This is a genomic window from Pseudomonas sp. S2_H10 (assembly GCF_054668285.1).
Genome location: NZ_CP162754.1, coordinates 2,581,691 through 2,605,785, shown reverse-complemented (window position 1 = coordinate 2,605,785; position 24,095 = coordinate 2,581,691). Strand labels below are relative to the sequence as shown.

The window sequence follows — 24,095 nt, the reverse complement described above, 5'->3', positions numbered from 1 at the left end:
TGACAAGCGATTACCCATGACGACTCGTACCCGTATCCTTACCGGCATCACCACCACCGGCACGCCGCACCTGGGCAACTACGCCGGCGCCATCCGCCCGGCGATCGTCGCCAGCCGTGACAGCAATGCCGATTCGTTCTACTTCCTGGCCGACTACCACGCCCTGATCAAGTGCGATGACCCGCTGCGCATCCAGCGCTCGCGTCTGGAAATCGCCGCGACCTGGCTGGCCGGTGGCCTGGATGTCGACCGTGTGACCTTCTACCGCCAGTCCGACATCCCGGAAATCCCCGAGCTGACCTGGCTGCTGACCTGCGTCGCCGCCAAGGGCCTGCTCAACCGCGCCCATGCCTACAAGGCTTCGGTGGACAAGAACGTCGAGACTGGCGAAGACCCGGATGCCGGCATCACCATGGGCCTGTACAGCTACCCGGTGCTGATGGCGGCGGACATCCTGATGTTCAACGCGCACAAGGTGCCGGTCGGTCGCGACCAGATCCAGCACGTGGAAATGGCCCGCGACATCGGCCAGCGCTTCAACCACCTGTTTGGCCAGGGCAAAGAGTTCTTCACCATGCCCGAGGCGTTGATCGAAGAGAGCGTCGCCACGTTGCCGGGCCTGGATGGCCGCAAGATGTCGAAAAGCTACGACAACACCATTCCGCTGTTCTCCAGCGCCAAGGAAATGAAGGACGCGATTTCGCGGATCGTCACCGACTCCCGCGCGCCAGGTGAAGCCAAGGATCCTGATAACTCGCACCTGTTCACCCTGTTCCAGGCATTCGCCACCCCGGCGCAGGCCGATGAGTTCCGCAGCGAATTGTTGCAGGGCCTGGGTTGGGGCGAGGCGAAGAATCGTCTGTTCCAGCTGCTCGACAACGAATTGGGTGAGTCGCGCGAGCGTTATAACCAGCTGATCGAGCGTCCGGCGGACCTGGAAGATATCCTGCAACACGGTGCGAAAAAGGCCCGTGCGGTAGCAACGCCGTTCCTCAACGAACTGCGTGAAGCCGTGGGCCTGCGCTCCTTCGTTGCCCAGACCCAAGTCGCGGCGAGCACCAAGAAGAAGGCCGCGAAAGCCGCACGTTTTGTCAGCTTCCGCGAGGACGACGGCAGCTTCCGTTTCCGTTTGCTGGCGGCCGATGGCGAACAGCTGCTGCTGTCGCGCAACTTCGCCGACGGCAAGACCGCCGGTCAGGTGACCAAGCAACTGCAATCGGGTCAGCCACTGGACGTGCGCAGTGAAGCGCTGAACTTCAGCGTCTGGCTTGAAGGCGAGTGCGTTGCCGACAGCCCGGCCTTCGCCGACAGCACCGCACGCGACGCGGCTATCGAAGCCTTGCGCATCGCCCTGACGCCGGTTCAGGAATAAACAACGGCCCGGCCCGACCAAGGGCCGATTGCCATTCCTCGGGGCCGTCGCTACAGTGTCGGCCCGTTTTTGTTGCCTTGCTAACGAATTATGACGCCCCTAGAACGATATCAAGCTGATCTGAAACGCCCGGAATTCTTCCACGACGCCGCGCAGGAAACTGCCGTGCGTCATTTGCAGCGCCTGTACGACGATCTGGTCGCGGCCGAGCAAAACAAACCGGGCCTGCTGGGCAAGCTGTTTGGCAAGAAGGATCAGACCCCGGTCAAGGGCCTGTATTTCTGGGGCGGCGTAGGTCGCGGCAAGACCTACCTGGTCGACACCTTCTTCGAAGCGCTGCCCTTCAAGGAAAAGACCCGTACGCACTTCCACCGCTTCATGAAGCGTGTGCACGAAGAGATGAAGACCCTGGGCGGCGAGAAAAACCCGCTGACCATCATCGCCAAGCGCTTCGCCACCGAAGCCCGGGTGATCTGCTTTGACGAATTCTTCGTTTCCGACATCACCGACGCCATGATCCTTGGCACGCTGATGGAAGAGCTGTTCAAGAACGGCGTGACCCTGGTCGCGACGTCGAACATCGTGCCGGACGGTCTGTACAAGGACGGCCTGCAACGCGCGCGCTTCCTGCCGGCCATTGCGCTGATCAAGCAGAACACCGAGATCGTCAACGTCGACAGCGGCGTCGACTATCGCCTGCGTCACCTCGAACAGGCCGAGCTGTTCCACTATCCGCTCGACGAAGCTGCCAACGAAAGCCTGCGCAAGAGCTTCCGCGCGCTGACGCCGGAATGCACGGCGGCGGTCGAAAATGACGTGCTGATGATCGAAAACCGCGAAATCCGTGCCCTGCGCACCTGCGACGACGTGGCCTGGTTCAACTTCCGCGAGCTGTGCGACGGCCCGCGCAGCCAGAACGACTACATCGAACTGGGCAAGATCTTCCACGCCGTGTTGCTCAGCGATGTCGAGCAGATGAGCGTCACCACCGACGACATCGCCCGACGCTTCATCAACATGGTCGACGAGTTCTACGACCGTAACGTAAAGCTGATCATTTCCGCCGAAGTCGAGCTTAAAGATTTGTACACGGGTGGCCGCCTGAACTTCGAGTTCCAGCGTACCTTGAGTCGTCTGCTGGAAATGCAATCCCACGAATTCCTGGCTCGGGCGCACAAGCCGTAGGACATTTCGGAAAATCAAAAAGGCCTGCTATTGCAGGCCTTTTTTTGCACAAAAACGCCCGTCATCGCAATCCCTGTAGGAGCCGGCTTGCTGGCGAAGAACGATTACACGGTTTGCCTGTTCAGCCGCGGTGTCTGAATCGCCAGCAAGCCGGCTCCTACAATTGATTTGAGCCTACGCCGCCTGCTGAAACTGCTGCCGGTACTGATTCGGCGACAACTCCGTGTGCTGGCGGAACAGTCGCGCAAAGAAGCTCGCATCGTCATAGCCGACTTCGTAACTGATGGTCTTGATGCTCTTGCGGCTGCCGGACAGCAAGCCCTTGGCGGTTTCGATGCGCAGGCGCTGCAGGTAATGCAGCGGCTTGTCACCGGTGGCGGTCTGGAAGCGGCGCATGAAGTTGCGGATGCTCATGCCGTGTTCACGGGCAACGTCTTCGAAGCGGAACTTGTCAGCGAAGTGTTCTTCGAGCCAGTGCTGGATTTGCAGGATGATCACGTCCTGGTGCAGCTTCTGGCCGCCAAAACCGATGCGTCCTGGTGAGTAGCTGCGCTGCACCTCATACAGAATGTCCCGAGCCACGGCCTGGGACACATTGGCGCCACAGAAGCGCTCGATCAGGTAAATGTACAAATCGCACGCAGAGGTGGTGCCGCCTGCGCAGTACAGGTTGTCGGCGTCGGTCAGGTGCTTGTCCTGATTGAGTTGCACCTGGGGGAAGCGTTCGGCGAAAGCATTGAAGAAGCGCCAGTAGGTGGTTGCTTCCTTGCCATTGAGCAGCCCGGCTTCGGCCAGCCAGAACACACCGGTGGCTTCGCCGCACAGTACGGCACCGCGCGCATGTTGCTGGCGCAACCAGGGCAGGACTTGCGGGTAGCGTTTGCACAGGCTGTCGAAATCGTCCCAGAACGCGGGAAGCACGATGATGTCGGCGTTTTCCAGTCCGCCGTCCACCGGAATCATCACATCGCTGAAGGTGTTGACCGGTTTGCCATCGGGGCTGACCAGGCGGGTTTCGAACGCCGGTGTCAGGCCCTGGCCCAGCTGTTTGCCGTAGCGCAGGCTGGCGAGGTGGAAGAAATCCTTGGCTTGCAAGAGGGTGGAAGCGAAAACCCGGTCGATGGCCAGGATGCTGACTCGCCGCAATGGCGTGGAGGCTTGGTTAGACATAATTCAACTTTATTTTTATAGGGGGAAGTGGTCACCAGACGGCTGGATCGTCTTATTTTTTGTCGGATGTGTCCAGTGTCCTGTGTCGAAAGCGAGGCATAGTCTCTGAAGGTCAACTCCTTCTAAAAACAAAGAAAAGGTGCCGCATGATCCCCAGAACCCTGTTCAGTTCCGAGCACGAGCTCTTTCGCGACAGCGTGCGCACGTTCCTCGAAAAAGAGGCGGTGCCGTTCCATGGGCAATGGGAAAAACAGGGCTATATCGACCGAAAGCTGTGGAACAAGGCAGGGGAGGCGGGGATGCTGTGCTCGCACTTGCCGGAAGAGTACGGCGGCCTGGGCGCGGACTTTCTCTACAGTGCGGTGGTGATCGAAGAAGTGGGGCGGCTGGGCCTGACCGGTATCGGTTTTTCCCTGCATTCGGACATCGTGGCGCCGTATATCCTGCATTACGGCAGTGAAGCGTTGAAGCACAAGTACCTGCCGAAACTGGTGTCTGGCGAGATGGTCACCGCGATCGCCATGACCGAGCCGGGCGCCGGTTCCGATCTGCAAGGGGTGAAAACCACGGCTGTGCTCGATGGCGATGAATACGTGATCAATGGCTCCAAGACATTCATCACCAATGGTTACCTGGCCGATCTGGTGATCGTCGTCGCCAAGACCGATCCAAAGGCTGGCGCGAAGGGCACCAGTCTGTTTCTGGTGGAGGCCGACACACCAGGCTTTGACAAGGGCAAGCGTCTGGAGAAGGTCGGGATGAAAGCCCAGGACACCTCGGAGCTGTTCTTCCAGGACGTGCGTGTGCCCAAGGAAAACCTGCTGGGCCAGGCCGGGATGGGCTTTGCCTACCTGATGCAGGAGTTGCCCCAGGAGCGACTCACCGTGGCCATTGGCGGGCTGGCTTCAGCTGAAGCGGCTCTGCAGTGGACCCTGGACTACACCCGCGAGCGCAAGGCGTTCGGCAAGTCGATCGCGGATTTCCAGAATACCCGCTTCAAATTGGCCGAGATGGCCACGGAAATCCAGATCGGCCGGGTCTTCGTCGACCGCTGCCTGGAACTGCACCTGCAAGGCAAGCTCGACGTGCCGACCGCGGCGATGGCCAAGTACTGGGGCACCGACCTGCAATGCAAGGTGCTCGACGAGTGCGTGCAGTTGCACGGCGGTTATGGATTCATGTGGGAGTACCCGATCGCGCGGGCGTGGGCGGACGCGCGGGTGCAGCGGATTTATGCCGGGACCAATGAAATCATGAAGGAAATCATTGCGCGGTCGCTTTGATTTGCGGTGACTGGGCGGGCGCCATCGCGGGCAAGCCCGCTCCCACAGGTACGGCGTAATCCCTGTGGGAGCGGGCTTGCCCGCGATTGGGGTTATGAATCAATCAAGGCGCCGGGTTCGGATGATTCTTGTGGATCGCCTCGATCCCTTCCAGCACTTCTTCCGACAGCTTCAGGTCGAAACTGGCGATGTTGCTCTCCAGTTGTTCCATCGTGGTCGCACCAATGATGTTGCTGGTCACGAACGGCTGCTGCGTCACGAACGCCAGGGCCATTTGCGCCGGGTCCAGGCCGTGTTCGCGGGCCAGGGCCACGTAACGGCTGCAGGCTGCTTCCGACTGCGGGTTGAAATAGCGGCTGAAGCGGCTGTAGAGGCTCAGGCGACCTTTTGGCGGGCGCGCGCCACCTTCGTACTTGCCTGACAGAAAACCGAACGCCAGCGGCGAATAGGCAAGCAGGCCGCACTGCTCGCGGATGGCGATTTCCGCCAGGCCGACTTCGAAGCTGCGGTTGAGCAGGTTGTACGGGTTCTGGATCGATACCGCACGCGGCCAGCCGCGGGCTTCGGCCAGGGCCAGAAAACGCATGGTGCCCCAAGGTGTTTCATTGGACAGGCCGATGTGGCGGATCTTGCCGGCGCGGACCTGCTCGTCCAGCGCTTCGAGCGTGTCCTCCAGCGGGGTCAGGTTGGCTTCGGTCTGGTGCTTGTAGCCCAGCTGTCCGAAAAAGTTGGTGCTGCGCTCCGGCCAGTGCAGTTGGTACAGGTCGATATAGTCGGTTTGCAGGCGCTTGAGGCTGGCATCCACCGCTTCAGTGATGTGCTGGCGGTTGTGACGCAGGTTTTTGTCGCGAATGTAGTCGATGGTGTTGCCGGGGCCGGCGATCTTGCTGGCGAGGATCCAGTCGGCGCGGTCACCGCGGCTCTTGAAGTAATTGCCGATGTAGCGTTCGGTGGTGGCGTAGGTTTCAGCCTTGGGTGGCACCGGGTACATCTCGGCGGTGTCGATGAAGTTGATCCCGGCGCTCTTGGCTCGCTCGATCTGGGCGAAGGCGTCTGCCTCGGTGTTTTGCTCGCCCCAGGTCATGGTTCCGAGGCAGATGGCGCTCACGTTCAGATTCGTTCGGCCTAGCTGGCGATAGTCCATCGGGTGCTCCTTGGGCAAAACAATCATAAAAGCAGGTTGAATTATTTTTCGCAATCTGCATAATTGCGCACCTCTTTCTGCAGTGGAAGTGATGCGCCGCCGCCGAAGAATCTTGCCGTTGAACGGACGCGCCGACCCGAGCCCCCGAAAGCGTCTGTATCCGGCTGCCTTTGACTTGTCAAAGTACGCACTATTCAGTAAGATCCGCCGTCTAATTTACAGGGCGGCCCCTGAGGCTATAAAGAATGAAGACTTTTACTGCTAAACCGGAAACAGTAAAGCGCGACTGGTTTGTCGTCGACGCTGCTGGTCAGACCCTGGGTCGTCTGGCCACCGAAATCGCGAGCCGTCTGCGTGGCAAGCACAAGCCTGAGTACACTCCTCACGTTGACACCGGCGACTACATCGTCGTAATCAACGCTGAGCAGATCCGTGTTACCGGTGCTAAAACCACTGACAAAATCTACTACTCCCACTCCGGTTTCCCGGGCGGCATCAAGTCGATCAACTTTGAAAAGCTGATCGCCAAGGCCCCTGAGCGCGTGATCGAGACCGCGGTAAAAGGCATGCTGCCTAAGAACCCGCTGGGTCGCGACATGTACCGTAAGCTGAAAGTCTATGCGGGCGCTGCACACCCACATACTGCTCAGCAGCCCCAAGAACTGAAGTTTTAACGGAATAGTACATTATGTCGGCGACTCAAAATTACGGCACTGGCCGTCGCAAGACCGCAACCGCACGCGTTTTCCTGCGTCCGGGTACTGGTAACATCTCCATCAACAACCGTTCGCTGGATAATTTCTTCGGCCGCGAAACTGCCCGCATGGTAGTTCGTCAGCCGCTGGAATTGACTGAGACTGTCGAGAAGTTCGACATCTACGTCACCGTGATCGGCGGTGGTGTGAGTGGTCAGGCTGGCGCAATCCGCCACGGCATCACTCGTGCTCTGATGGACTACGACGAGACTCTGCGCAGCGCCCTGCGTAAAGCCGGCTTCGTAACCCGCGATGCTCGTGAAGTTGAACGTAAGAAAGTCGGTCTGCGTAAAGCGCGTAAGCGTCCGCAGTACTCGAAGCGTTAATTCGCTTTCACGTTCAAAAAAGAACGCCCAGTTTCCTCACGGAGCTGGGCGTTTTTTTATGTCTGCGATTTATCAAAGAATTGCGCTGTGACAACTTGCCACATCCGCAGACGCCCTATACTACAAGGCTTGGGGGTGATGGGCTCCGGTAATTACCTTGTCAGAATTGGGGCTTTTCATTACCATTCGGCAAAATTTTTATAAGTACATAGTTTTACTTAGTAGATGCCTGATTTAACAGGCCACAAAGCTGATGGGAGAGGACTGAATGAGCAATGACGGCGTGAATACAGGCCGGCGTCGCTTCTTGGTAGCAGCCACATCCGTGGTGGGTGCTGCAGGAGCGGTGGGGGCTGCGGTCCCGTTCGTGGGGTCATGGTTTCCCAGTGCCAAGGCGAAAGCCGCAGGTGCACCGGTGAAAGTGAATGTCAGTAAAGTCGAGCCAGGCCAGCAGATGATTGCTGAATGGCGCGGCCAACCGGTGTTCATCGTCCGCCGTACACCGGAAATCCTGGGGAACCTGAAGAAGATCGAGGGCCAGCTCGCTGACCCGGACTCCAAGAGCTCGACACAACCGACTTACGTTGATCCCGAAACCCGTTCGATCAAGCCTGAGGTCCTGCTGCTGATCGGTATCTGCACGCACCTGGGTTGCTCGCCGACCTTCCGTCCTGAAGTGGCACCTGCGGATTTGGGTAAAGACTGGGTAGGCGGTTATTTCTGCCCTTGCCACGGTTCTCACTACGATCTGGCTGGCCGCGTCTACAAGTCGCAACCTGCGCCTTTGAACCTGCCAGTTCCCCCGCATTCCTATGAGACCGATGAGATCATTATCATTGGCGTCGATACGGAGAAAGCGTGATGAGCAAGTTCATGGATTGGGTTGATGCACGCTTTCCCGCGACCAAGATGTGGGAAGACCATCTCAGCAAGTATTACGCTCCGAAGAACTTCAACTTCTTCTACTTCTTTGGCTCCCTGGCGCTGCTCGTTCTGGTCAACCAGATCGTTACCGGCGTCTGGCTGACCATGAGCTACAACCCGTCGGCGGAAGAGGCGTTTGCTTCCGTCGAATACATCATGCGCGACGTCGAGTACGGCTCGATCCTGCGTCTGCTGCACTCCACCGGCGCTTCGGCGTTCTTCATCGTGGTCTATCTGCACATGTTCCGTGGCTTGCTCTACGGTTCGTACCAGAAGCCGCGCGAACTGGTGTGGGTCTTCGGCATGCTGATCTACCTGGCGCTGATGGCCGAAGCCTTCATGGGTTACCTGCTGCCGTGGGGCCAGATGTCCTACTGGGGTGCCCAGGTGATCATCTCGCTGTTCGGTGCGATCCCGGTCATCGGCAACGACCTGACCCAGTGGATTCGTGGTGACTACCTGATTTCCGGCATTACCCTGAACCGCTTCTTCGCCTTGCACGTGGTTGCCCTGCCGATCGTTATCCTGGGTCTGGTGGTGCTGCACATCCTGGCGTTGCATGAAGTGGGCTCGAACAACCCGGACGGCGTGGACATCAAGAAGCACAAGGACGAAAACGGCATACCGCTGGACGGCATTGCCTTCCACCCGTACTACACCGTGAAAGATATCGTCGGCGTGGTGGTGTTCCTGTTCATCTTCTGTTCGATCGTGTTCTTCTTCCCGGAAATGGGCGGCTACTTCCTCGAGAAGCCTAACTTTGAAGTGGCGAACGCCTTCAAGACCCCAGAGCACATCGCTCCGGTCTGGTACTTCACCCCGTTCTACGCGATCTTGCGTGCGATTCCGGACAAGCTCCTGGGTGTTATCGCCATGGGCGCGGCCATTGCTGTGCTGTTCGTCCTGCCATGGCTGGACCGTAGTCCGGTCAAGTCGATGCGCTACAAGGGCTGGCTGAGCAAGATCTGGCTCTGGGTGTTCTGCATCTCGTTCGTGATCCTGGGCGTGCTGGGCGTATTGGCTCCAACCCCTGGCCGTACGTTGCTGTCGCAGGTATGTACTTTCCTGTACTTCGCCTACTTCATTCTGATGCCGTTCTACACCAGGCTCGAGAAGACCAAACCGGTTCCGGAAAGGGTGACTGGCTGATGAAAAAACTATTTGCTGTTTTGATGCTTGCTGCGCTGCCGGTGTTCGCTTTCGCAGCTGAACACGGTGGCCCCGAGCTTGAAAAAGTCGACATCGACGTTTCCGATAAAGCTGCCATGCAGGACGGCGCACGTACGTTCGCCAACTACTGCATGGGTTGCCACAGTGCCAAGTTCCAACGCTATGAGCGTGTTGCCGACGACCTGGGCATTCCCCATGAGTTGATGCTGGAGAAACTGGTATTCACCGGCGCCAAGATCGGCGACCACATGAGCATCGGCATGCAGCCGGCGGACGCCAAGACCTGGTTTGGCGCGGCCCCGCCGGACCTGACCCTGGTTGCCCGCGTTCGTGGTACCGACTGGCTCTATGGCTATCTGAAATCGTTCTACGAAGATCCGTCGCGCCCCTGGGGTGTGAACAACAAGGTTTTCCCGAACGTGGGTATGCCTAACGTCCTGGCCGGCCTGCAAGGTCGCCAGGTGGTTGGTTGCAAGCAGGTGCAGATCGTCGAAGACGGCAAGAAGCAATACGATCCGCTGACCGGCACGCCATTGACTCATGAAGCATGTGATCAACTGACCATCGTGCCGAAAAGCGGTGCCCTGACCGAAGAGCAGTTCGATGAGAAGGTCAAGAATCTGGTAACCTTCCTGGCTTACTCGGCTAACCCGGTTAAGCTGCAACATCAGCGCATCGGTACATACGTATTGTTGTACCTGGCGTTCTTCTTCGTATTTGCTTACCTGCTCAAGCGCGAATACTGGAAAGACGTGCACTGATAAAGCTTCAAGCTATTGCTGTTAATCGCGCGCGCCCAAGGGCGCCTCTGAAGATGTAGCGAAACTGGTGATCCAGTCGCTGCGGGAGGCGCCCTCTGGGCGCGCTCGTTTTTGAGCTTTCGATAATTTCTACAAGCGAGGAGGATCGCCATGGGCGTGACCAATCGGTTGGCCTGTTACTCCGACCCCGCCGACCACTATTCCCACCGAGTGCGCATCGTACTGGCAGAGAAGGGTGTCAGCGCCGAGATCATTTACGTGGAAGCTGGACGCCAGCCGCCTAAACTGATTGAGGTGAACCCTTACGGCAGCTTGCCCACCCTGGTCGACCGCGACCTGGCGTTGTGGGAGTCGACTGTGGTGATGGAATATCTGGATGAGCGTTACCCGCACCCGCCGCTACTGCCGGTTTATCCCGTGGCGCGTGCCAACAGTCGCCTGCTGATACACCGCATTCAGCGGGACTGGTGTGGTCTGGTGGATCTGATTCTGGATTCGCGGACCAAGGAAGCAGCCCGTGCCGTTGCCCGCAAAGAACTGCGCGAAAGCCTGACGGGTGTGTCGCCACTGTTCGCCGACAAGCCGTTTTTCCTCAGCGAGGAACAAAGTCTGGTGGACTGCTGCCTATTGCCAATACTCTGGCGTTTGCCGATTCTGGGTATAGAACTGCCGCGGCCAGCCAAGCCGCTGCTTGATTACATGGAGCGCCAGTTTGCGCGTGAGGCATTCCAGGCGAGTCTGTCTGGTGTCGAACGCGACATGCGCTAAGGCTTAAGGAGCCGCTATGAACTCCAGTCGACCTTATCTGGTCCGCGCGCTCTACGAGTGGATTGTGGACAACGATTGCACCCCGCACATGCTGGTCAATTCCGAGTATCCGTCGGTGCAGGTGCCTCAAGGCTTTGCCAGCGACGGGCAGATCGTTCTGAACGTTTCGCCGCAAGCCGTGCGCCATTTGCACATGGATAACGAGGCGGTCAGTTTCGAGGGGCGCTTTGGTGGCGTGCCGCACACCTTGTACGTGCCTGTTGCGTCGATCCTGGGTATCTACGCCCGGGAGAACGGCCAAGGCATGGTGTTTGATCTGGAATCGCCGATGGGCGAGGACGAAGAGATCGAGCCGGATGACGATCTTCCGCCCCCGGACAGTGAGCCGCCGCGTCCTAGCGGTCGGCCCAGCCTGAAAGTGGTGAAGTAATAAAAAAGGCGATCCGCAAGGATCGCCTTTTTTATTGCTGTAGGAGCCGGCTTGCCGGCGATGGCACCCTCAAGATCGCCATCGCCGGCAAGCCGGCTCCTGCAGGGCGGGTGGTCCCGGAGGTGCCATCGCCATCGGTGCGGGGAAGAGCGTCAGTCGATGTACTCAAACAACTTCACGATCTTCTGCACACCGGAAACGCCTTGCACCAAATTGGTCGCTTGCGCAGCTTCCTGCTTGGTCAGCAGGCCCAGCAAGTAGACGATGCCGTTTTCAGTGACGACCTTGATGCGCGAGCCGGGGATGTTCGCGTCGGCGAGCATCTGGGTCTTGATCTTGGAGGTCAGCCAGGTGTCGTTCTGGCGGGCCAGGAAGCTGGAAGGCGGCAGGACTTGCAGTTCGTTGTGCACTTGCTTGACGCGCTGGACCGCTGCGGCGGCCTGTTCGGCCTTGGCCTTGAGGTCTGCGCGTGGCGTTTGCCCGGCAAGCAGCACGACACCGTTGAAGCTGGTGACGACGATGTGCGAATCCTTGTCCGGGGCCGGGTCGGCCTTGGCAATGTTCACGCCGACCTTGGTGTCGATCAGAGAATCGTCGATCTTGCTGCCCAGTGTGCGAGTACCGCGGTCGTCATCGATCGGCGCCTCACGGCTGGCGTTCACCACCGAGGTGCAGCCGCTGATGCCGAGGCACAGGGTCAAGGCCAGTAGGCCAAGGCGATTAGGGGTCATTCTTCACTCCCGAACAGTTGGCTGTCGATCAAGTCGCAAAGGCAATGGATCGCCAGCAGGTGGACTTCTTGAATACGAGCGGTGACGTTGGCCGGTACGCGAATCTCGACGTCCTCGGGCAACAGCAGCGACGCCATGCCGCCGCCATCACGACCCGTCATTGCTACGACAATCATTTCGCGATCATGTGCGGCCTGGATCGCTTGAATTATGTTGGCCGAGTTGCCGCTGGTGGAGATAGCCAGCAGCACATCGCCCGGCTGGCCGAGTGCGCGGATCTGCTTGGAGAAGATTTCGTTGTAGCTGTAGTCGTTGGCGATCGAGGTGATCGTCGAGCTGTCGGTCGTCAGGGCGATGGCCGGCAGGCTCGGGCGCTCGCGCTCAAAGCGGTTGAGCAGCTCGGACGAGAAGTGCTGGGCGTCGCCGGCAGAGCCGCCGTTGCCGCAGGAAAGCATTTTGCCTTCGTTGAGCAGGGCATTGACCATGACCTGGCTGGCTTGCTCGATGTGCGGTGCAAGTACTTCCATCGCCTGTTGCTTGGTGTCGATACTGGCCTGAAAAAGCTGGCGAATTCGGGATTGCATGTCCATCTGTGTGACCTTAATTAGCGCGGCTGTCCGGCACATGAAATGTGCAGCCCGCAAAGCAAAGAGCAAAAGTGTTGGGTGATAGTGTCTGGTTCGCAATGCCGGCGATCAGCCGTCGAAGGCGTTCTGTAGCCAGTTCAACTGATCGAGGTGGCTGTCGATGGCAATCACGTCGAAGCGGCAAGGGGAATTGGCCCAGCGCGACTCGCATTGAAGAAAATACTGCGCGGCGAAAATCAGTTTTTGCCGTTTGCGCTCATCGATGCTATCGAGCGCACCACCCCATTGAGTGTTTTTTCTGTAGCGGACTTCAACGAATACTACTGTATCGCCATCTAGCATGACCAGATCAAGCTCGCCGCGTTTACACAACCAGTTCTGCGCCAGCAGGCGCATACCCTGTTGTTGAAGATGCTCGAGCGCATGGCGCTCGGCATCGATACCGCTTTGCCGGCGTGACCTGTCGGGCATCAGCGAGCGGTGTCCGGCAGACGCTGGATCTGACCATTGGTGAACTGGGCCCAAGGCAGCTGGCGCACCACCCGCTGGCTCTGGGTCATGCCGAGGCTGCCCGATTCACCGTCGATGCGGCTGTCCGGCAGAGACTTGAGCTGGCCCAGGCGTGGTGCCAGTCGATAGGCGTCTACGCCCATGGCATACAGGCGACCCAGGCTGCCGGCGGCTTGCGGCCACTGGGCGGTCACCTGGCGGCGTAGCGGGTCATTGGAGTCCAGCAACCATGGCGTTTCGCAGAAACGAATGCCGTTCATGTCGTTGTACTGGTTGATGTCGCCGCTGGCGCTGAACACGTGGGAGGTGGCGTAGACCGGCACATCGCCTGCGTACTGGAAGTTCAGGGTCGGTTTGATCTGCTGGGCCTGTTGCGGCGTTGCGGCGAGGAAGATGAATTCGATGTCCTGGCGGCGCGACGGCTGCGCAGCTACCTGCGAGCCAACGGTGCTTTGCAGGCTCTTGGCGCGACCTTCGCTCTGGCGCAGCTGGAACATGTCGGCAATCTGCTGGGCCAACTGGACCGGCTGGTCGACACGCTCGGTGGCAACCACGGTGCCGCCATTGGCTTGCCAGTCCTGGCTGAACGCCTTGAGCACGCGGTCACCCCATTCACCTTTCGGCACCATGATGGCGGCGCGATGCAGGCCGTCAGCGCGGGCGCGGCGCGATACTTCGCGGGCTTCGTCTTCAGCGGCAAGACCGAACTGGAACAACTGCGCAGGGCCTTGATCGCCTTCGCTGTAGTTCAGTGCCAGGGTGGTGATCGGCAGTTGCGGGCGAGTGCTCAGCTGTTTGACCAGCGGCTTCTCCAGCGGGCCGACGACCAGTTGCACGCCATCGGCCTGGGCCTTGCGGTAGAACTCGTCCATGGAGGTCAGGCGCGAGCTGTCATAAAACTCGATGGCGGGCGGTTTCTGCCCGGCCTGTTGTGCCTGGTAGTGAGCGGCCATGAAGCCGTCACGCAGCGCCTTGCCAACCGAGGCCAGTTGGCCGTCCTGAGGCAGCAGCAGGGCGATCTTGCTCAGGGGCTGGCTGGCCAGTTCCTTGAGTTGGGTCAGTGGCTGCGGCAATTGAACGGCGGCCGGGTGTTTCGGGTTCTGCGCGCGCCAGTTGTCGATGGCGGCCTGTTGCTGCTCCAGGGTGCCGGCAGATTTCACGGCCAGGGCCAGGGCCATCCAGCCGCCGAGATCGTCGGTGGTATTCGGTTGCAACTGCTCGATTGGCAGCGAAGCAATCAGGGTCCAGATGGCTTCGTGGTTTTTGCTCGCGGCTTCACCTTTGAGCATCGGTGCAATGAATATGCGCTCGCGGGCGGCGGCGAGGGTCTGGCCATCGGCTTCCAGGGCGCGGGCGTGAACGGTGCCGGTGCGGACCTGTTGCTCTACGGGCAGCTCGCTCAAGCGTTGCATGCTCGGATGGCTCAAGGCGGTCAATGCTGCCTTGGGCTGGTTGCGGGTCATGGCCAGTTCGGCTGCCAGGGTGTTGGCGAAAACCTGTTGCCCCGGCTTGAGCTGCTCGACAGGGACCTGCTGCAGGATTTGCGCGGACTGGCCGGCATTGCCCTGGCGATAGGCCAGGTCGGCGGCACTCAGTCGCAGCAGGGCAGCATCTTCCGGCGATTTGCTTTGGGCGGCCTTCTCGAGCAACTGCTCGATACTGGCGTCCGGTGTCCGTGGAAGTTCGCCAAGGCTGGAGGAGGGCGAGCTGGCGCAAGCCGCCAGCAAGGCAGCGAGGCAGAGGGCAGATAACAGCCGCAGGCAAGCGATCATGTAAGCGTTCCTGATACTCGATCAAATTAGCGTGGAATTGTACCCAAGCACTGGCCGGGGCGCGATGTTACTGGCGTGAATCGATCAATTTAGCTGGTGTAAATGTTGCGCCAGTGCACAAACGGTCGCCGAAACCGCCAGTGCGCGCACGTATCGTGAGCCTCGCTACGCGCTACAATGGCAACTTTTACCGATCATGAGGTGTGCGCTTTGACTGCTCCAGGTGCTTTGAATTCCGCTGCTGGCTCGCTTTATGTGGTGGCGACGCCCATCGGCAACCTGGATGACATCAGTGCGCGGGCGCTGAAGATTCTGCGTGAAGTGGCCTTGATCGCCGCGGAAGACACCCGCCATTCCCAGCGCTTGATGCAGCACTTCGGTATTTCGACGCCGTTGGCGGCCTGCCATGAGCACAACGAACGGGATGAAGGTAGTCGCTTTATCACGCGTCTGCTTGCCGGTGACAATGTGGCGTTGATCTCCGACGCCGGGACGCCGCTGATTTCCGATCCGGGCTATCACCTGGTGCGGCAGGCACGGGCGGCGGGCATCAATGTGGTACCGGTTCCGGGTGCTTGCGCATTGATTGCAGCGTTGTCGGCGGCGGGGCTGCCTTCCGACCGTTTCATTTTTGAGGGTTTTCTGCCGGCCAAGGCGGTGGGGCGGCGTGCGCGTCTTGAACAGGTCAAGGAAGAGCCTCGTACATTGATCTTCTATGAGGCTCCGCATCGCATTCTGGAGTGCCTGCAAGACATGGAGCTGGTGTTCGGTCCCGAGCGCCCGGCGCTGCTTGCCCGCGAGCTGACCAAGACCTTTGAAACCCTCAAGGGGTTGCCGCTGGCCGAGCTGCGCGAGTTCGTCGAGTCGGACAGCAACCAGCAGCGCGGCGAGTGCGTGGTATTGGTCGCGGGCTGGTCTGCACCGGAGGAGGAAGGCGCCGTCAGCAGCGAGGCAATGCGCATCCTCAACCTGCTGCTCGAAGAAATGCCGCTCAAGCGCGCGGCTGCTTTGGCGGCGCAAATCACCGGTGAACGCAAGAATGTGCTGTACCAGATCGCGCTGGATAAACAGAAGGGCGAGTAAAACCCGACGCGCAGGTGTGCTGATAGGCGTTTGGCGCTTGTTCTTCGGGCGCTCTGCCGGTAACCTTCGCGGCGGAGAGTCGATCGGACAGTCGCTGCCCTCTATGAAAATTAGGGGGGGAGGAAAGTCCGGGCTCCATAGGGCGAAGTGCCAGGTAATGCCTGGGAGGCGTGAGCCTACGGAAAGTGCCACAGAAAATAACCGCCTAAGCGCTTCGGCGCCGGTAAGGGTGAAAAGGTGCGGTAAGAGCGCACCGCACGTCTGGCAACAGTTCGTGGCTAGGTAAACCCCACTTGGAGCAAGACCAAATAGGGTCCCAAGGCGTGGCCCGCGCTGGGACCGGGTAGGTTGCTAAAGATGTCCAGTGATGGCCATCGTAGACGAATGACTGTTCAAGACAGAACCCGGCTTACAGATCGACTCTCCACCTTTTTCTCCCCTCTGCTTAAATCCTTGAGCAAGGGGTAGAGTGATAGCAATTTCCCTCCTTACACATTCACCCGCAGAACCTCTTTTGTAATACCAAAAAAATCTTACTCTTAATAAATTACTTTAACTTCCGAACGCAGCCTCCTGTGCTGATTCAAGTTATCGGGCAGTTTCATCTGCCGGTTTCTCGTTACCTCTCCGTTAATGCTCCTAAATCTCAGTTCTGTAAGGCTTTTCCTTTAATCCGCGCCTTGACGGTGTGGTGGGCGCATTCCTATAGTGTGCACAAGTGGCGGAAAGTGGCATGAAGTGGGTTTTTTGAGCTCAAAACGCTAGAATTTGGAGAAACGCTGACGTGTTTCGCGGAGCTAACGCTATCAGTCTCGATGCAAAGGGCCGTCTCGCCATGCCGAGCCGGTACCGTGACGAGCTCGATTCGCGCAGTTCCGGTCAATTGATCGTGACAATTGATGCCGTTGATCCTTGTTTATGTGTTTACCCCCTCGATGAGTGGGAAATTATTGAAACCAAACTGCGCGCACTGCCTTCGCTTCGCGAAGAGAACCGCCGCCTGCAACGTTTGCTGATTGGTAATGCCGTCGACCTCGAGCTCGATGGCAGTGGTCGTTTTCTGGTTCCGCCGCGTCTTCGTGAATATGCCAAGTTGGATAAGCGCGCGATGTTGGTAGGCCAACTGAACAAGTTCCAATTGTGGGACGAGGATGCCTGGAGCGCGGTTTCTGCCGCTGACCTGGCTGCTATTCAACAACCGGGCGCCATGCCTGAAGAACTGCGTGATTTGATCCTGTGACTATTGATAGCGGCTTTAACCACATCACCGTACTGCTTGACGAAGCCGTCGAGGCTCTCGCCGTACGTCCTGATGGCTGCTATCTGGACGGTACGTTCGGGCGCGGCGGACACAGCCGGTTGATCCTCAGCCAGCTCGGTCCCGATGGTCGCTTGCTCGGGTTCGACAAAGATCCACAAGCGATTGCCACCGGGCAGACGCTAGCGGCCGAAGACGGCCGCTTTGTCGTTGTGCAGCGCAGCTTTGCCGAGCTCGGTTCGGAAGTCGCCGAGCGCGGTCTGGCCGGCAAGGTCAGCGGCGTGCTGCTGGATCTTGGCGTGTCCTCGCCACAGCTCGACGACCCTGAGCGCGGCTTCAGCTTCCTCAACGATGGCCCGCTGGACATGCGCATGGACCCGTCCCGTGGCATCAGCGCAGCTGAGTTCGTCAACACTGCTCCCGTGGAAGAAATCGCCCGTGTTTTCAAGGAATACGGCGAAGAGCGTTTTTCCGGTCGCATGGCCCGTGCCGTGGCCGAGCGCCGCGACATCAAGCCATTCGAGCGCACCGGTGACCTGGCGGAAGTCCTGAAGGTCGCCAACCCGGCGTGGGAAAAGGGCAAGAACCCGGCAACCCGCGCGTTCCAGGGCTTGCGTATTCACGTCAACAACGAACTGGGTGATCTGGAGACCGGCCTCGAAGCCGCGCTGGAGTGCCTGGAAGTGGGCGGCCGCCTGGTGGTGATCAGCTTCCATTCGCTGGAAGACCGCATCGTCAAACTGTTCATGCGCAAGCTGGTGAAAGGCGAAGCCGACAACCTGCCGCGCAACCTGCCGGTTCGGCACGTCGCTTTCGAACCGAAAATCAAAGTCCATGGCAAAGCGCAGACGGCCTCCGACGCCGAACTCAAAGCCAACCCACGTTCCCGTAGCGCTGTCATGCGTGTGGCGGAGAAGCTGCGGTGAGCAGGCTTTTCGCCAAGCCATTGCCCGGCGGAAGCTTTTTCATGCTGCTGCTGTTTGTCGGCGTGCTCGTGTCGGCCATCGGCGTGTCTTACAGCGCCCACTGGAACCGTCAGCTATTGAATTCGCTGTACAACGAATTGAGCGTGCGCGACAAGGCGCAAGCCGAGTGGGGCCGGTTGATTCTGGAACAGAGCACCTGGACCGCCCACAGCCGTATCGAAGTGCTGGCCACCGAACAACTGAAAATGCACATCCCTGGTGCCGCTGACGTGAAGATGGTGGCGCCATGATGAAACTCGAAGGTGCACTCTTTCCTTGGCGGTTCCGCGTGGTGCTGGGTTTGCTCGGCATCATGGTGGCCGCGATTGCCTGGCGCATCATCGATTTGCAAGTGGTCGACCGTGCCTTCCTTAAAGGCCAGGGCGATGCTCGCAGTGTTCGTCATATTCCAATTCCGGCTCACCGTGGCCTGATCACCGACCGTAACGGCGAGCCTTTGGCCGTGAGTACTCCGGTCACCACCCTTTGGGCCAACGCCAAGGAAATGCAAACGGCCAAAGAGAAGTGGCCGGCACTGGCGGCAGCCCTGGGGCAAGACCCTAAAGCCTTGGCCGAGCGCCTTGAAGCGCAAGCCAATAAAGAATTCATTTACCTGGTGCGCGGGCTGACGCCTGAGCAGGGCCAGGCGGTGCTCGATTTGAAAGTGCCTGGCGTCTATGGCATCGAAGAGTTCCGCCGTTTCTATCCGGCCGGTGAAGTGACCGCGCACATGGTCGGCTTTACCGACATCGATGACCATGGCAAGGAAGGTATCGAGCTGGCCTATGACGAATGGCTGGCCGGGGTGCCGGGTAAACGACAAGTCATCAAGGACCGGCGCGGCCGGTTGATCAAGGATGTCCAGGTCACCAAAAACGCCAAGGCCGGCAAGCCCTTGGCGTTGTCCATTGACCTGCGCCTGCAATACCTGGCCAACCGCGAACTGCGTAACGCGATCATCGAGAACGGCGCCAAGGCCGGCAGCCTGGTGATCATGGACGTGAAGACCGGCGAGATTCTCGCGATGGTCAACCAGCCGACCTACAACCCGAACAACCGCCGCAACCTGCAGCCGGCGATGATGCGTAACCGCGCGATGATCGACGTGTTCGAGCCAGGCTCGACCATGAAAGCGATCTCGATGAGCGCGGCCATCGAAACCGGCCGCTGGAAACCGAGCGATACCGTCGAGGTGTATCCGGGCACCTTGCAGATTGGCAAGTACACCATCAAGGACGTATCCAAGTCCGAAGGTCCGGTGCTCGACCTGACCGGCATCCTGATCAATTCCAGTAACGTCGGCATGAGCAAGGTCGCGTTCGATATCGGCGGCGAGACCATTTTCCGTCTGGCGCAGAAGGTCGGCCTCGGCCAGGACACCGGCCTGGGCTTCCCGGGCGAGCGCGTCGGCAATCTGCCGAACTACCGCGAATGGCGCAAGGCAGAAACCGCCACGCTGTCCTACGGCTACGGTGTTTCCGTGACCGCGATCCAGTTGGTCCACGCCTTCTCGGCCCTGGCCAACAACGGTCGCCTCGCACCGCTGACCCTGATCAAGACCGACAAGGCGCCGCAAACCACTCAGGTGTTGCCGGAGGCGGTCGCGAAAACCATGCAAACCATGCTGCAGCAAGTGATCGAGGCGCCGCGCGGTGTGTTCCGTGCGCAGGTGCCGGCATATCACGTGGGCGGCAAGTCGGGTACTGCACGTAAAACTTCGGTTGGCACCAAGGGCTACGCGGAGAACTCCTATCGCTCGCTGTTCGCCGGTTTCGGCCCGATGAGCGATCCGCGCTACGCCATCGTGGTCGTTATCGACGAGCCGACCAAGGCCGGTTACTTCGGTGGCCTGGTTTCCGCGCCGGTGTTCAGTCGCGTGATGTCGGGCACCCTGCGCCTGATGAACGTCACGCCAGACAACCTGCCACCTACTCAACAAGCGAACGCAACACCGGTCGTTCCGCTGAAAGCCAATGGAGGGCGCGGCTGATGTCTCTGAGCCTGAACAAGATTTTCCCTCACGCCGGCCACGATCTGCTGATTCGCGAGCTCGCCCTGGACAGCCGCAATGTGCGTGCGGGTGACCTGTTCCTCGCCGTGCCGGGCGGGAAGTTCGATGGTCGCGCGCACATCGCCGACGCGCTTGCGCGTGGCGCTGCTGCCGTCGCCTATGAAGTGGAAGGCGCCACTGTGCTGCCGATCACGGAAGTGCCGCTGATTCCGGTCAAAGGGCTGGCGGCCCAGCTGTCGGATATCGCCGGGCGTTTTTATGGCGAACCGAGCCATCACCTGAACCTGGTGGGTGTGACCGGCACCAACGGCAAGACCAGCGTGACTCAATTGGTCGCCCAGGCCCTGGACCTGCTCGGCCAGCACTGTGGCCTGGTTGGCACACTCGGTTCCGGTTTCCATGGTGCGCTGCAAAGCGGCCTGCATACCACGCCGAATCCGATTGCCGTGCAGGCGACCCTGGCAGATCTGAAAAAGGCCGGGGCCAAAGCCGTGGCGATGGAGGTTTCCTCCCATGGCCTGGACCAGGGCCGTGTGACGGCACTGGCCTTCGATGTGGCCGTGATGACCAACCTGTCCCGCGATCACCTGGATTACCACGGCACCATGCAGGCCTACGGCGAAGCCAAGGCCAGGCTGTTTGCCTGGAATGATTTGAAATGCCGCGTGGTCAACCTCGACGACGAATTTGGCCGGCAATTGGCTGCCGACAAGCGCGAGTCGCGGCTGATTACCTACAGCCTGGAAGATTCCAGTGCCTATCTGTATTGCCGCCAGGCGCAGTTCGACGACGAAGGCGTGCGCGCCACGCTGGTCACGCCGCAGGGCGAGCACCACTTGCGCAGCACTCTGCTCGGTCGTTTCAACCTGAGCAACGTGTTGGCAGCGGTGGGTGCATTGCTGGGTCTGGACTACGCACTGGACGAAATCCTCAAGGTACTGCCCAAACTCGAAGGCCCTGCCGGACGCATGCAGCGTCTGGGCGGAGGTTCGCAGCCGCTGGTGGTGGTCGATTACGCCCACACCCCGGATGCCCTGGAAAAAGTCCTGCTGGCCTTGCGTCCGCACGCCAAGGGCCGGTTGTTGTGCCTGTTCGGCTGTGGCGGTGATCGCGATCGCGGCAAGCGTCCGTTGATGGCCGAAGTGGTCGAGCGCCTGGCCGATGGCGTGCTGGTGACCGATGACAACCCGCGTACCGAAGATCCATCGGTGATTTTCGATGACATCCGCGCCGGTTTCACGGCTGTGGATAAAGTGGCGTTCGTTGCCGGTCGCGGTCAGGCGATTGCCCGGCTGATCGCCAGTGCCTCGGTGGATGACGTGATCGTCCTGGCCGGTAAAGGTCACGAGGACTATCAGGAAATCAACGGCGAGCGCCATGCCTTCTCCGATCTGGTCGAGGCCGATCATGCCTTGACCGCGTGGGAGGTGGCCCATGCTTAAGGCCTTGCAACTGAGCGAACTGACCGGTGCGCTGAATGCACGCCTGGTTTCGACTGATGCCTGCTTCGACGGCGTCAGCATCGACAGCCGTGCAATCAAGTCGGGCCAACTGTTTATTGCCCTGACCGGTCCGCGTTTTGACGGTCATGACTATCTCAATGACGTGGCGGCCAAGGGCGCCGTGGCCGCGCTGGTCGAGCGAGAAGTCGCTGACAGCACGCTGCCGCAGTTGTTGGTCAGCGACGCCCGTCAGGCATTGGGGCAGTTGGGCGCGCTCAACCGTGCTGCGTTCACCCAGCCCGTTGCCGCCGTGACCGGCTCCAGCGGCAAGACCACGGTCAAGGAAATGCTTGCGAGCATCCTGCGTACGCGCGGTGCCGTGCTGGCGACCCGTGGCAACCTGAACAACGATCTCGGCGTGCCGCTGACCTTGCTCGAACTGGCGCCGGAACACACCGCCGCGGTGATCGAACTGGGTGCCTCGCGACTCGGTGAAATTGCCTACACCGTGGCAATGACCAAACCCCACGTGGCCATTCTCAACAATGCCGGGACCGCTCACGTCGGCGAGTTCGGCGGGCCGGACAAAATCGTCGAAGCCAAGGGCGAGATCATTGAAGGGCTGGATGCCGATGGCGTCGCCGTTCTCAATCTCGACGACAAGGCATTCGGCATCTGGAAGACGCGCGCCGGTGATCGCAAGGTGCTGACGTTTGCGCTGAGCAACTCCAGCGCCGACTTCTACGCCAGTGACCTGGCCACCGATGCTCGTGGCTGCCCGGCGTTCAATCTGCACAGCCCTGAAGGTGTGGAGCGCGTTCAACTGAACCTGCTCGGCACCCATAACGTCGCCAACGCCATGGCTGCCGCCGCTGCCGCCCATGCCCTGGGCGTGTCGCTGTTTGGCATCGCCACCGGCCTTGGCGCGGTGCAACCGGTCAAGGGTCGCACCGTTGCGCAGCTGGCCAGCAATGGCATGCGCGTGATCGATGACACTTACAACGCCAACCCCACCTCGATGTGCGCTGCCGTTGATATACTGGCCGGCTTTGCCGGTCGCACCGTCCTGGTGCTCGGGGATATCGGCGAGTTGGGCGAATGGGCGGAGCAGGGGCACCGCGACGTGGGCGAGTACGCCCGCGGCAAGGTTTCTGCGCTGTACGCCGTCGGGCCAATGATGGCCCACGCCGTGAACGCATTCGGTCCACAGGCTTTTCACTTCAGCACGCAGGCTGAACTGATCAAGGCCCTGGGCGCCGAGCAAGACACAAACACCACCATTTTGATCAAGGGGTCGCGCAGCGCTGCGATGGAAAACGTCGTCGCCGCCTTGTGCGGGTCCAGCCTGGAGAAACATTAATGCTGCTGCTGCTAGCGGAGTATCTGCAACAGTTCTACAAAGGCTTCGCGGTCTTCCAGTACCTGACCCTGCGGGGGATTCTCGGTGTGCTGACCGCGCTGGTCTTGTCGCTGTGCTATGGCCCGTGGATGATCCGCACCTTGCAGAACCGTCAGATCGGCCAGTCCGTTCGCAACGACGGCCCGCAGTCGCACCTGTCCAAGTCGGGAACCCCGACCATGGGCGGCGCGCTGATTCTGTCGTCCATCGGTGTCAGCACCCTGCTGTGGGCTGACCTGACCAACCGTTACGTCTGGGTCGTACTGCTGGTGACCCTGCTGTTCGGCGCCATCGGCTGGGTCGACGACTACCGCAAGGTCATCGAGAAGAACTCCCGTGGCTTGCCGAGCCGCTGGAAGTATTTCTGGCAATCGGTATTCGGCCTCGGCGCAGCGATCTTCCTTTATATGACCGCCGCGACGCCGGTGGAAACCACCCTGATCCTGCCGATGCTCAAGGACTACAGCATTCCGCTGGGCGCAGGCTTCATCGTGCTGACCTACTTCGTGATCGTCGGTTCGAGCAACGCGGTCAACCTGACCGACGGCCTCGACGGCCTGGCGATCATGCCGACCGTGATGGTCGGTGGTGGCCTGGGGATCTTCTGCTACCTGTCGGGTAACATTAAATTCGCCGAATACCTGCTGATTCCTTATGTACCGGGCGCCGGTGAGTTGATCGTGTTCTGCGGCGCGCTGATCGGAGCAGGCCTGGGCTTCCTCTGGTTCAACACCTATCCGGCACAAGTGTTCATGGGTGACGTCGGCGCACTGGCGCTGGGCGCGGCCCTGGGCACCATCGCGGTGATCGTTCGTCAGGAAATCGTCCTGTTCATCATGGGCGGCGTGTTCGTGATGGAAACCCTGTCAGTGGTCATTCAGGTTGCCTCCTTTAAGCTGACCGGTCGCCGCGTATTCCGCATGGCGCCTATCCACCACCACTTTGAACTCAAGGGCTGGCCCGAGCCGCGCGTGATCGTCCGTTTCTGGATCATCACCGTGATTCTCGTGCTGGTTGGCCTTGCCACCCTGAAGCTGAGGTAGAAACTC

General features: G+C 59.9%; 24 protein-coding genes and 1 other RNA gene. 19 read left to right on the top strand and 6 right to left on the bottom strand.

Annotated features, from left to right (window positions below):
• The first annotated feature begins 16 nt into the window (after positions 1-16).
• Entirely contained in the window at positions 17-1,372 is a 1,356-nt protein-coding gene (locus AB4O16_RS11470; RefSeq protein WP_460157750.1) for a tryptophan--tRNA ligase, read from the top strand.
• Between the two features lie 90 nt (positions 1,373-1,462).
• Positions 1,463-2,557, top strand: a complete 1,095-nt coding sequence (gene zapE, locus AB4O16_RS11465; protein WP_095943473.1) for a cell division protein ZapE — start codon at positions 1,463-1,465, stop codon at positions 2,555-2,557.
• 174 nt (positions 2,558-2,731) lie between these two features.
• On the opposite strand, the gene AB4O16_RS11460 is transcribed toward zapE, so the two are convergent.
• Positions 2,732-3,727, bottom strand: a complete 996-nt coding sequence (locus AB4O16_RS11460) for a GlxA family transcriptional regulator (RefSeq protein ID WP_160390378.1) — start codon at positions 3,725-3,727, stop codon at positions 2,732-2,734.
• Positions 3,728-3,873: 146 nt separating this feature from the next.
• On the opposite strand from AB4O16_RS11460, the gene AB4O16_RS11455 reads away from it, so the two are divergent.
• Positions 3,874-5,010: an acyl-CoA dehydrogenase family protein gene (locus AB4O16_RS11455; protein ID WP_160390377.1), complete on the top strand. Its 1,137-nt coding sequence runs from the start codon at positions 3,874-3,876 to the stop codon at positions 5,008-5,010.
• Positions 5,011-5,113: 103 nt separating this feature from the next.
• On the opposite strand, the gene AB4O16_RS11450 is transcribed toward AB4O16_RS11455, so the two are convergent.
• Positions 5,114-6,154 (bottom strand): NADP(H)-dependent aldo-keto reductase, encoded by a 1,041-nt coding sequence (locus AB4O16_RS11450; protein ID WP_460157749.1) that lies wholly within the window; start codon positions 6,152-6,154, stop codon positions 5,114-5,116.
• A gap of 245 nt (positions 6,155-6,399) precedes the next feature.
• Between AB4O16_RS11450 and rplM the strand changes: the two genes are divergently transcribed.
• From rplM to AB4O16_RS11415, 7 genes are all read left to right on the top strand, one after another.
• Positions 6,400-6,828, top strand: coding sequence for a 50S ribosomal protein L13 (gene rplM, locus AB4O16_RS11445; RefSeq protein WP_019693576.1), 429 nt, complete (start codon positions 6,400-6,402; stop codon positions 6,826-6,828).
• Between the two features lie 14 nt (positions 6,829-6,842).
• Positions 6,843-7,235, top strand: coding sequence for a 30S ribosomal protein S9 (gene rpsI / locus AB4O16_RS11440; RefSeq protein WP_003228056.1), 393 nt, complete (start codon positions 6,843-6,845; stop codon positions 7,233-7,235).
• Between the two features lie 268 nt (positions 7,236-7,503).
• On the top strand, positions 7,504-8,097 hold the full coding sequence (gene petA / locus AB4O16_RS11435) for a ubiquinol-cytochrome c reductase iron-sulfur subunit (protein ID WP_160390376.1): 594 nt from the start codon (positions 7,504-7,506) through the stop codon (positions 8,095-8,097).
• A complete protein-coding gene (locus AB4O16_RS11430; RefSeq protein WP_150727963.1) occupies positions 8,097-9,308 on the top strand; it encodes a cytochrome b in 1,212 nt (403 codons plus the stop codon). Before petA ends, AB4O16_RS11430 begins: the two co-directional genes overlap by 1 nt.
• A complete protein-coding gene (locus AB4O16_RS11425) occupies positions 9,308-10,090 on the top strand; it encodes a cytochrome c1 (protein ID WP_160390375.1) in 783 nt (260 codons plus the stop codon). The genes AB4O16_RS11430 and AB4O16_RS11425 overlap by 1 nt, the downstream gene beginning before the upstream one ends.
• Positions 10,091-10,240: 150 nt before the next feature.
• On the top strand, positions 10,241-10,858 hold the full coding sequence (locus AB4O16_RS11420; protein ID WP_007972581.1) for a glutathione S-transferase N-terminal domain-containing protein: 618 nt from the start codon (positions 10,241-10,243) through the stop codon (positions 10,856-10,858).
• 16 nt (positions 10,859-10,874) lie between these two features.
• Positions 10,875-11,288, top strand: coding sequence for a ClpXP protease specificity-enhancing factor (locus AB4O16_RS11415; protein ID WP_160390374.1), 414 nt, complete (start codon positions 10,875-10,877; stop codon positions 11,286-11,288).
• A gap of 152 nt (positions 11,289-11,440) precedes the next feature.
• Here the strand turns inward: AB4O16_RS11415 and AB4O16_RS11410 are convergent, their stop codons facing one another.
• The 4 genes from AB4O16_RS11410 to AB4O16_RS11395 all read right to left on the bottom strand — a co-directional run bounded on the left by AB4O16_RS11410 (position 11,441) and on the right by AB4O16_RS11395 (position 14,888).
• Entirely contained in the window at positions 11,441-12,019 is a 579-nt protein-coding gene (locus AB4O16_RS11410) for a BON domain-containing protein (protein ID WP_460157748.1), read from the bottom strand.
• Positions 12,016-12,609 carry a phosphoheptose isomerase gene (locus AB4O16_RS11405; RefSeq protein WP_028624534.1) on the bottom strand — a complete coding sequence of 198 codons (594 nt, stop codon included), beginning with the start codon at positions 12,607-12,609 and terminating at the stop codon, positions 12,016-12,018. The genes AB4O16_RS11410 and AB4O16_RS11405 overlap by 4 nt, the downstream gene beginning before the upstream one ends.
• Before the next feature lie 105 nt (positions 12,610-12,714).
• Positions 12,715-13,077, bottom strand: a complete 363-nt coding sequence (locus tag AB4O16_RS11400) for a YraN family protein (protein ID WP_460158053.1) — start codon at positions 13,075-13,077, stop codon at positions 12,715-12,717.
• On the bottom strand, positions 13,077-14,888 hold the full coding sequence (locus AB4O16_RS11395; protein ID WP_160386680.1) for a penicillin-binding protein activator: 1,812 nt from the start codon (positions 14,886-14,888) through the stop codon (positions 13,077-13,079). Before AB4O16_RS11395 ends, AB4O16_RS11400 begins: the two co-directional genes overlap by 1 nt.
• 177 nt (positions 14,889-15,065) lie before the next feature.
• On the opposite strand from AB4O16_RS11395, the gene rsmI reads away from it, so the two are divergent.
• From rsmI to mraY, 9 genes are all read left to right on the top strand, one after another.
• On the top strand, positions 15,066-15,971 hold the full coding sequence (gene rsmI / locus AB4O16_RS11390; protein ID WP_173900780.1) for a 16S rRNA (cytidine(1402)-2'-O)-methyltransferase: 906 nt from the start codon (positions 15,066-15,068) through the stop codon (positions 15,969-15,971).
• A gap of 75 nt (positions 15,972-16,046) precedes the next feature.
• Positions 16,047-16,399, top strand: an RNA gene (gene rnpB / locus AB4O16_RS11385) — RNase P RNA component class A.
• 356 nt (positions 16,400-16,755) lie between these two features.
• Positions 16,756-17,211 carry a division/cell wall cluster transcriptional repressor MraZ gene (gene mraZ / locus AB4O16_RS11380; RefSeq protein ID WP_160386678.1) on the top strand — a complete coding sequence of 152 codons (456 nt, stop codon included), beginning with the start codon at positions 16,756-16,758 and terminating at the stop codon, positions 17,209-17,211.
• The gene (gene rsmH, locus AB4O16_RS11375) at positions 17,208-18,155 is read left to right on the top strand and encodes a 16S rRNA (cytosine(1402)-N(4))-methyltransferase RsmH (RefSeq protein ID WP_007972589.1); all 948 of its coding nucleotides are present in this window, start codon (positions 17,208-17,210) and stop codon (positions 18,153-18,155) included. The genes mraZ and rsmH overlap by 4 nt, the downstream gene beginning before the upstream one ends.
• Positions 18,152-18,445 carry a cell division protein FtsL gene (ftsL, locus tag AB4O16_RS11370; RefSeq protein WP_056726225.1) on the top strand — a complete coding sequence of 98 codons (294 nt, stop codon included), beginning with the start codon at positions 18,152-18,154 and terminating at the stop codon, positions 18,443-18,445. The genes rsmH and ftsL overlap by 4 nt, the downstream gene beginning before the upstream one ends.
• Positions 18,445-20,184: a peptidoglycan D,D-transpeptidase FtsI family protein gene (locus AB4O16_RS11365; RefSeq protein ID WP_178120578.1), complete on the top strand. Its 1,740-nt coding sequence runs from the start codon at positions 18,445-18,447 to the stop codon at positions 20,182-20,184. The genes ftsL and AB4O16_RS11365 overlap by 1 nt, the downstream gene beginning before the upstream one ends.
• Positions 20,184-21,647, top strand: coding sequence for a UDP-N-acetylmuramoyl-L-alanyl-D-glutamate--2,6-diaminopimelate ligase (locus tag AB4O16_RS11360; RefSeq protein ID WP_460157747.1), 1,464 nt, complete (start codon positions 20,184-20,186; stop codon positions 21,645-21,647). The genes AB4O16_RS11365 and AB4O16_RS11360 overlap by 1 nt, the downstream gene beginning before the upstream one ends.
• The gene (locus AB4O16_RS11355) at positions 21,640-23,007 is read left to right on the top strand and encodes a UDP-N-acetylmuramoyl-tripeptide--D-alanyl-D-alanine ligase (protein WP_460157746.1); all 1,368 of its coding nucleotides are present in this window, start codon (positions 21,640-21,642) and stop codon (positions 23,005-23,007) included. The genes AB4O16_RS11360 and AB4O16_RS11355 overlap by 8 nt, the downstream gene beginning before the upstream one ends.
• A complete protein-coding gene (mraY, locus tag AB4O16_RS11350) occupies positions 23,007-24,089 on the top strand; it encodes a phospho-N-acetylmuramoyl-pentapeptide-transferase (protein WP_160386671.1) in 1,083 nt (360 codons plus the stop codon). Before AB4O16_RS11355 ends, mraY begins: the two co-directional genes overlap by 1 nt.
• The last annotated feature ends 6 nt before the right edge of the window (positions 24,090-24,095 follow it).

Excerpts from the sequence above, each read along its gene's own strand:
- AB4O16_RS11355 (WP_460157746.1), top strand. The coding sequence starts at position 21,640 with ATGCTTAAGGCCTTGCAACTGAGCGAACTGACCGGTGCGCTGAATGCA.
- AB4O16_RS11395 (WP_160386680.1), bottom strand. The coding sequence starts at position 14,888 with ATGATCGCTTGCCTGCGGCTGTTATCTGCCCTCTGCCTCGCTGCCTTG.
- AB4O16_RS11430 (WP_150727963.1), top strand. The coding sequence starts at position 8,097 with ATGAGCAAGTTCATGGATTGGGTTGATGCACGCTTTCCCGCGACCAAG.
- AB4O16_RS11460 (WP_160390378.1), bottom strand. The coding sequence starts at position 3,727 with ATGTCTAACCAAGCCTCCACGCCATTGCGGCGAGTCAGCATCCTGGCC.
- AB4O16_RS11360 (WP_460157747.1), top strand. The coding sequence starts at position 20,184 with ATGTCTCTGAGCCTGAACAAGATTTTCCCTCACGCCGGCCACGATCTG.
- AB4O16_RS11415 (WP_160390374.1), top strand. The coding sequence starts at position 10,875 with ATGAACTCCAGTCGACCTTATCTGGTCCGCGCGCTCTACGAGTGGATT.
- AB4O16_RS11365 (WP_178120578.1), top strand. The coding sequence starts at position 18,445 with ATGAAACTCGAAGGTGCACTCTTTCCTTGGCGGTTCCGCGTGGTGCTG.
- AB4O16_RS11425 (WP_160390375.1), top strand. The coding sequence starts at position 9,308 with ATGAAAAAACTATTTGCTGTTTTGATGCTTGCTGCGCTGCCGGTGTTC.
- rplM (WP_019693576.1), top strand. The coding sequence starts at position 6,400 with ATGAAGACTTTTACTGCTAAACCGGAAACAGTAAAGCGCGACTGGTTT.
- zapE (WP_095943473.1), top strand. The coding sequence starts at position 1,463 with ATGACGCCCCTAGAACGATATCAAGCTGATCTGAAACGCCCGGAATTC.
- rsmI (WP_173900780.1), top strand. The coding sequence starts at position 15,066 with ATGGCAACTTTTACCGATCATGAGGTGTGCGCTTTGACTGCTCCAGGT.
- mraY (WP_160386671.1), top strand. The coding sequence starts at position 23,007 with ATGCTGCTGCTGCTAGCGGAGTATCTGCAACAGTTCTACAAAGGCTTC.
- AB4O16_RS11410 (WP_460157748.1), bottom strand. The coding sequence starts at position 12,019 with ATGACCCCTAATCGCCTTGGCCTACTGGCCTTGACCCTGTGCCTCGGC.
- AB4O16_RS11470 (WP_460157750.1), top strand. The coding sequence starts at position 17 with ATGACGACTCGTACCCGTATCCTTACCGGCATCACCACCACCGGCACG.
- AB4O16_RS11450 (WP_460157749.1), bottom strand. The coding sequence starts at position 6,154 with ATGGACTATCGCCAGCTAGGCCGAACGAATCTGAACGTGAGCGCCATC.
- AB4O16_RS11400 (WP_460158053.1), bottom strand. The coding sequence starts at position 13,077 with ATGCCCGACAGGTCACGCCGGCAAAGCGGTATCGATGCCGAGCGCCAT.
- AB4O16_RS11455 (WP_160390377.1), top strand. The coding sequence starts at position 3,874 with ATGATCCCCAGAACCCTGTTCAGTTCCGAGCACGAGCTCTTTCGCGAC.
- AB4O16_RS11405 (WP_028624534.1), bottom strand. The coding sequence starts at position 12,609 with ATGGACATGCAATCCCGAATTCGCCAGCTTTTTCAGGCCAGTATCGAC.
- AB4O16_RS11420 (WP_007972581.1), top strand. The coding sequence starts at position 10,241 with ATGGGCGTGACCAATCGGTTGGCCTGTTACTCCGACCCCGCCGACCAC.
- rpsI (WP_003228056.1), top strand. The coding sequence starts at position 6,843 with ATGTCGGCGACTCAAAATTACGGCACTGGCCGTCGCAAGACCGCAACC.
- petA (WP_160390376.1), top strand. The coding sequence starts at position 7,504 with ATGAGCAATGACGGCGTGAATACAGGCCGGCGTCGCTTCTTGGTAGCA.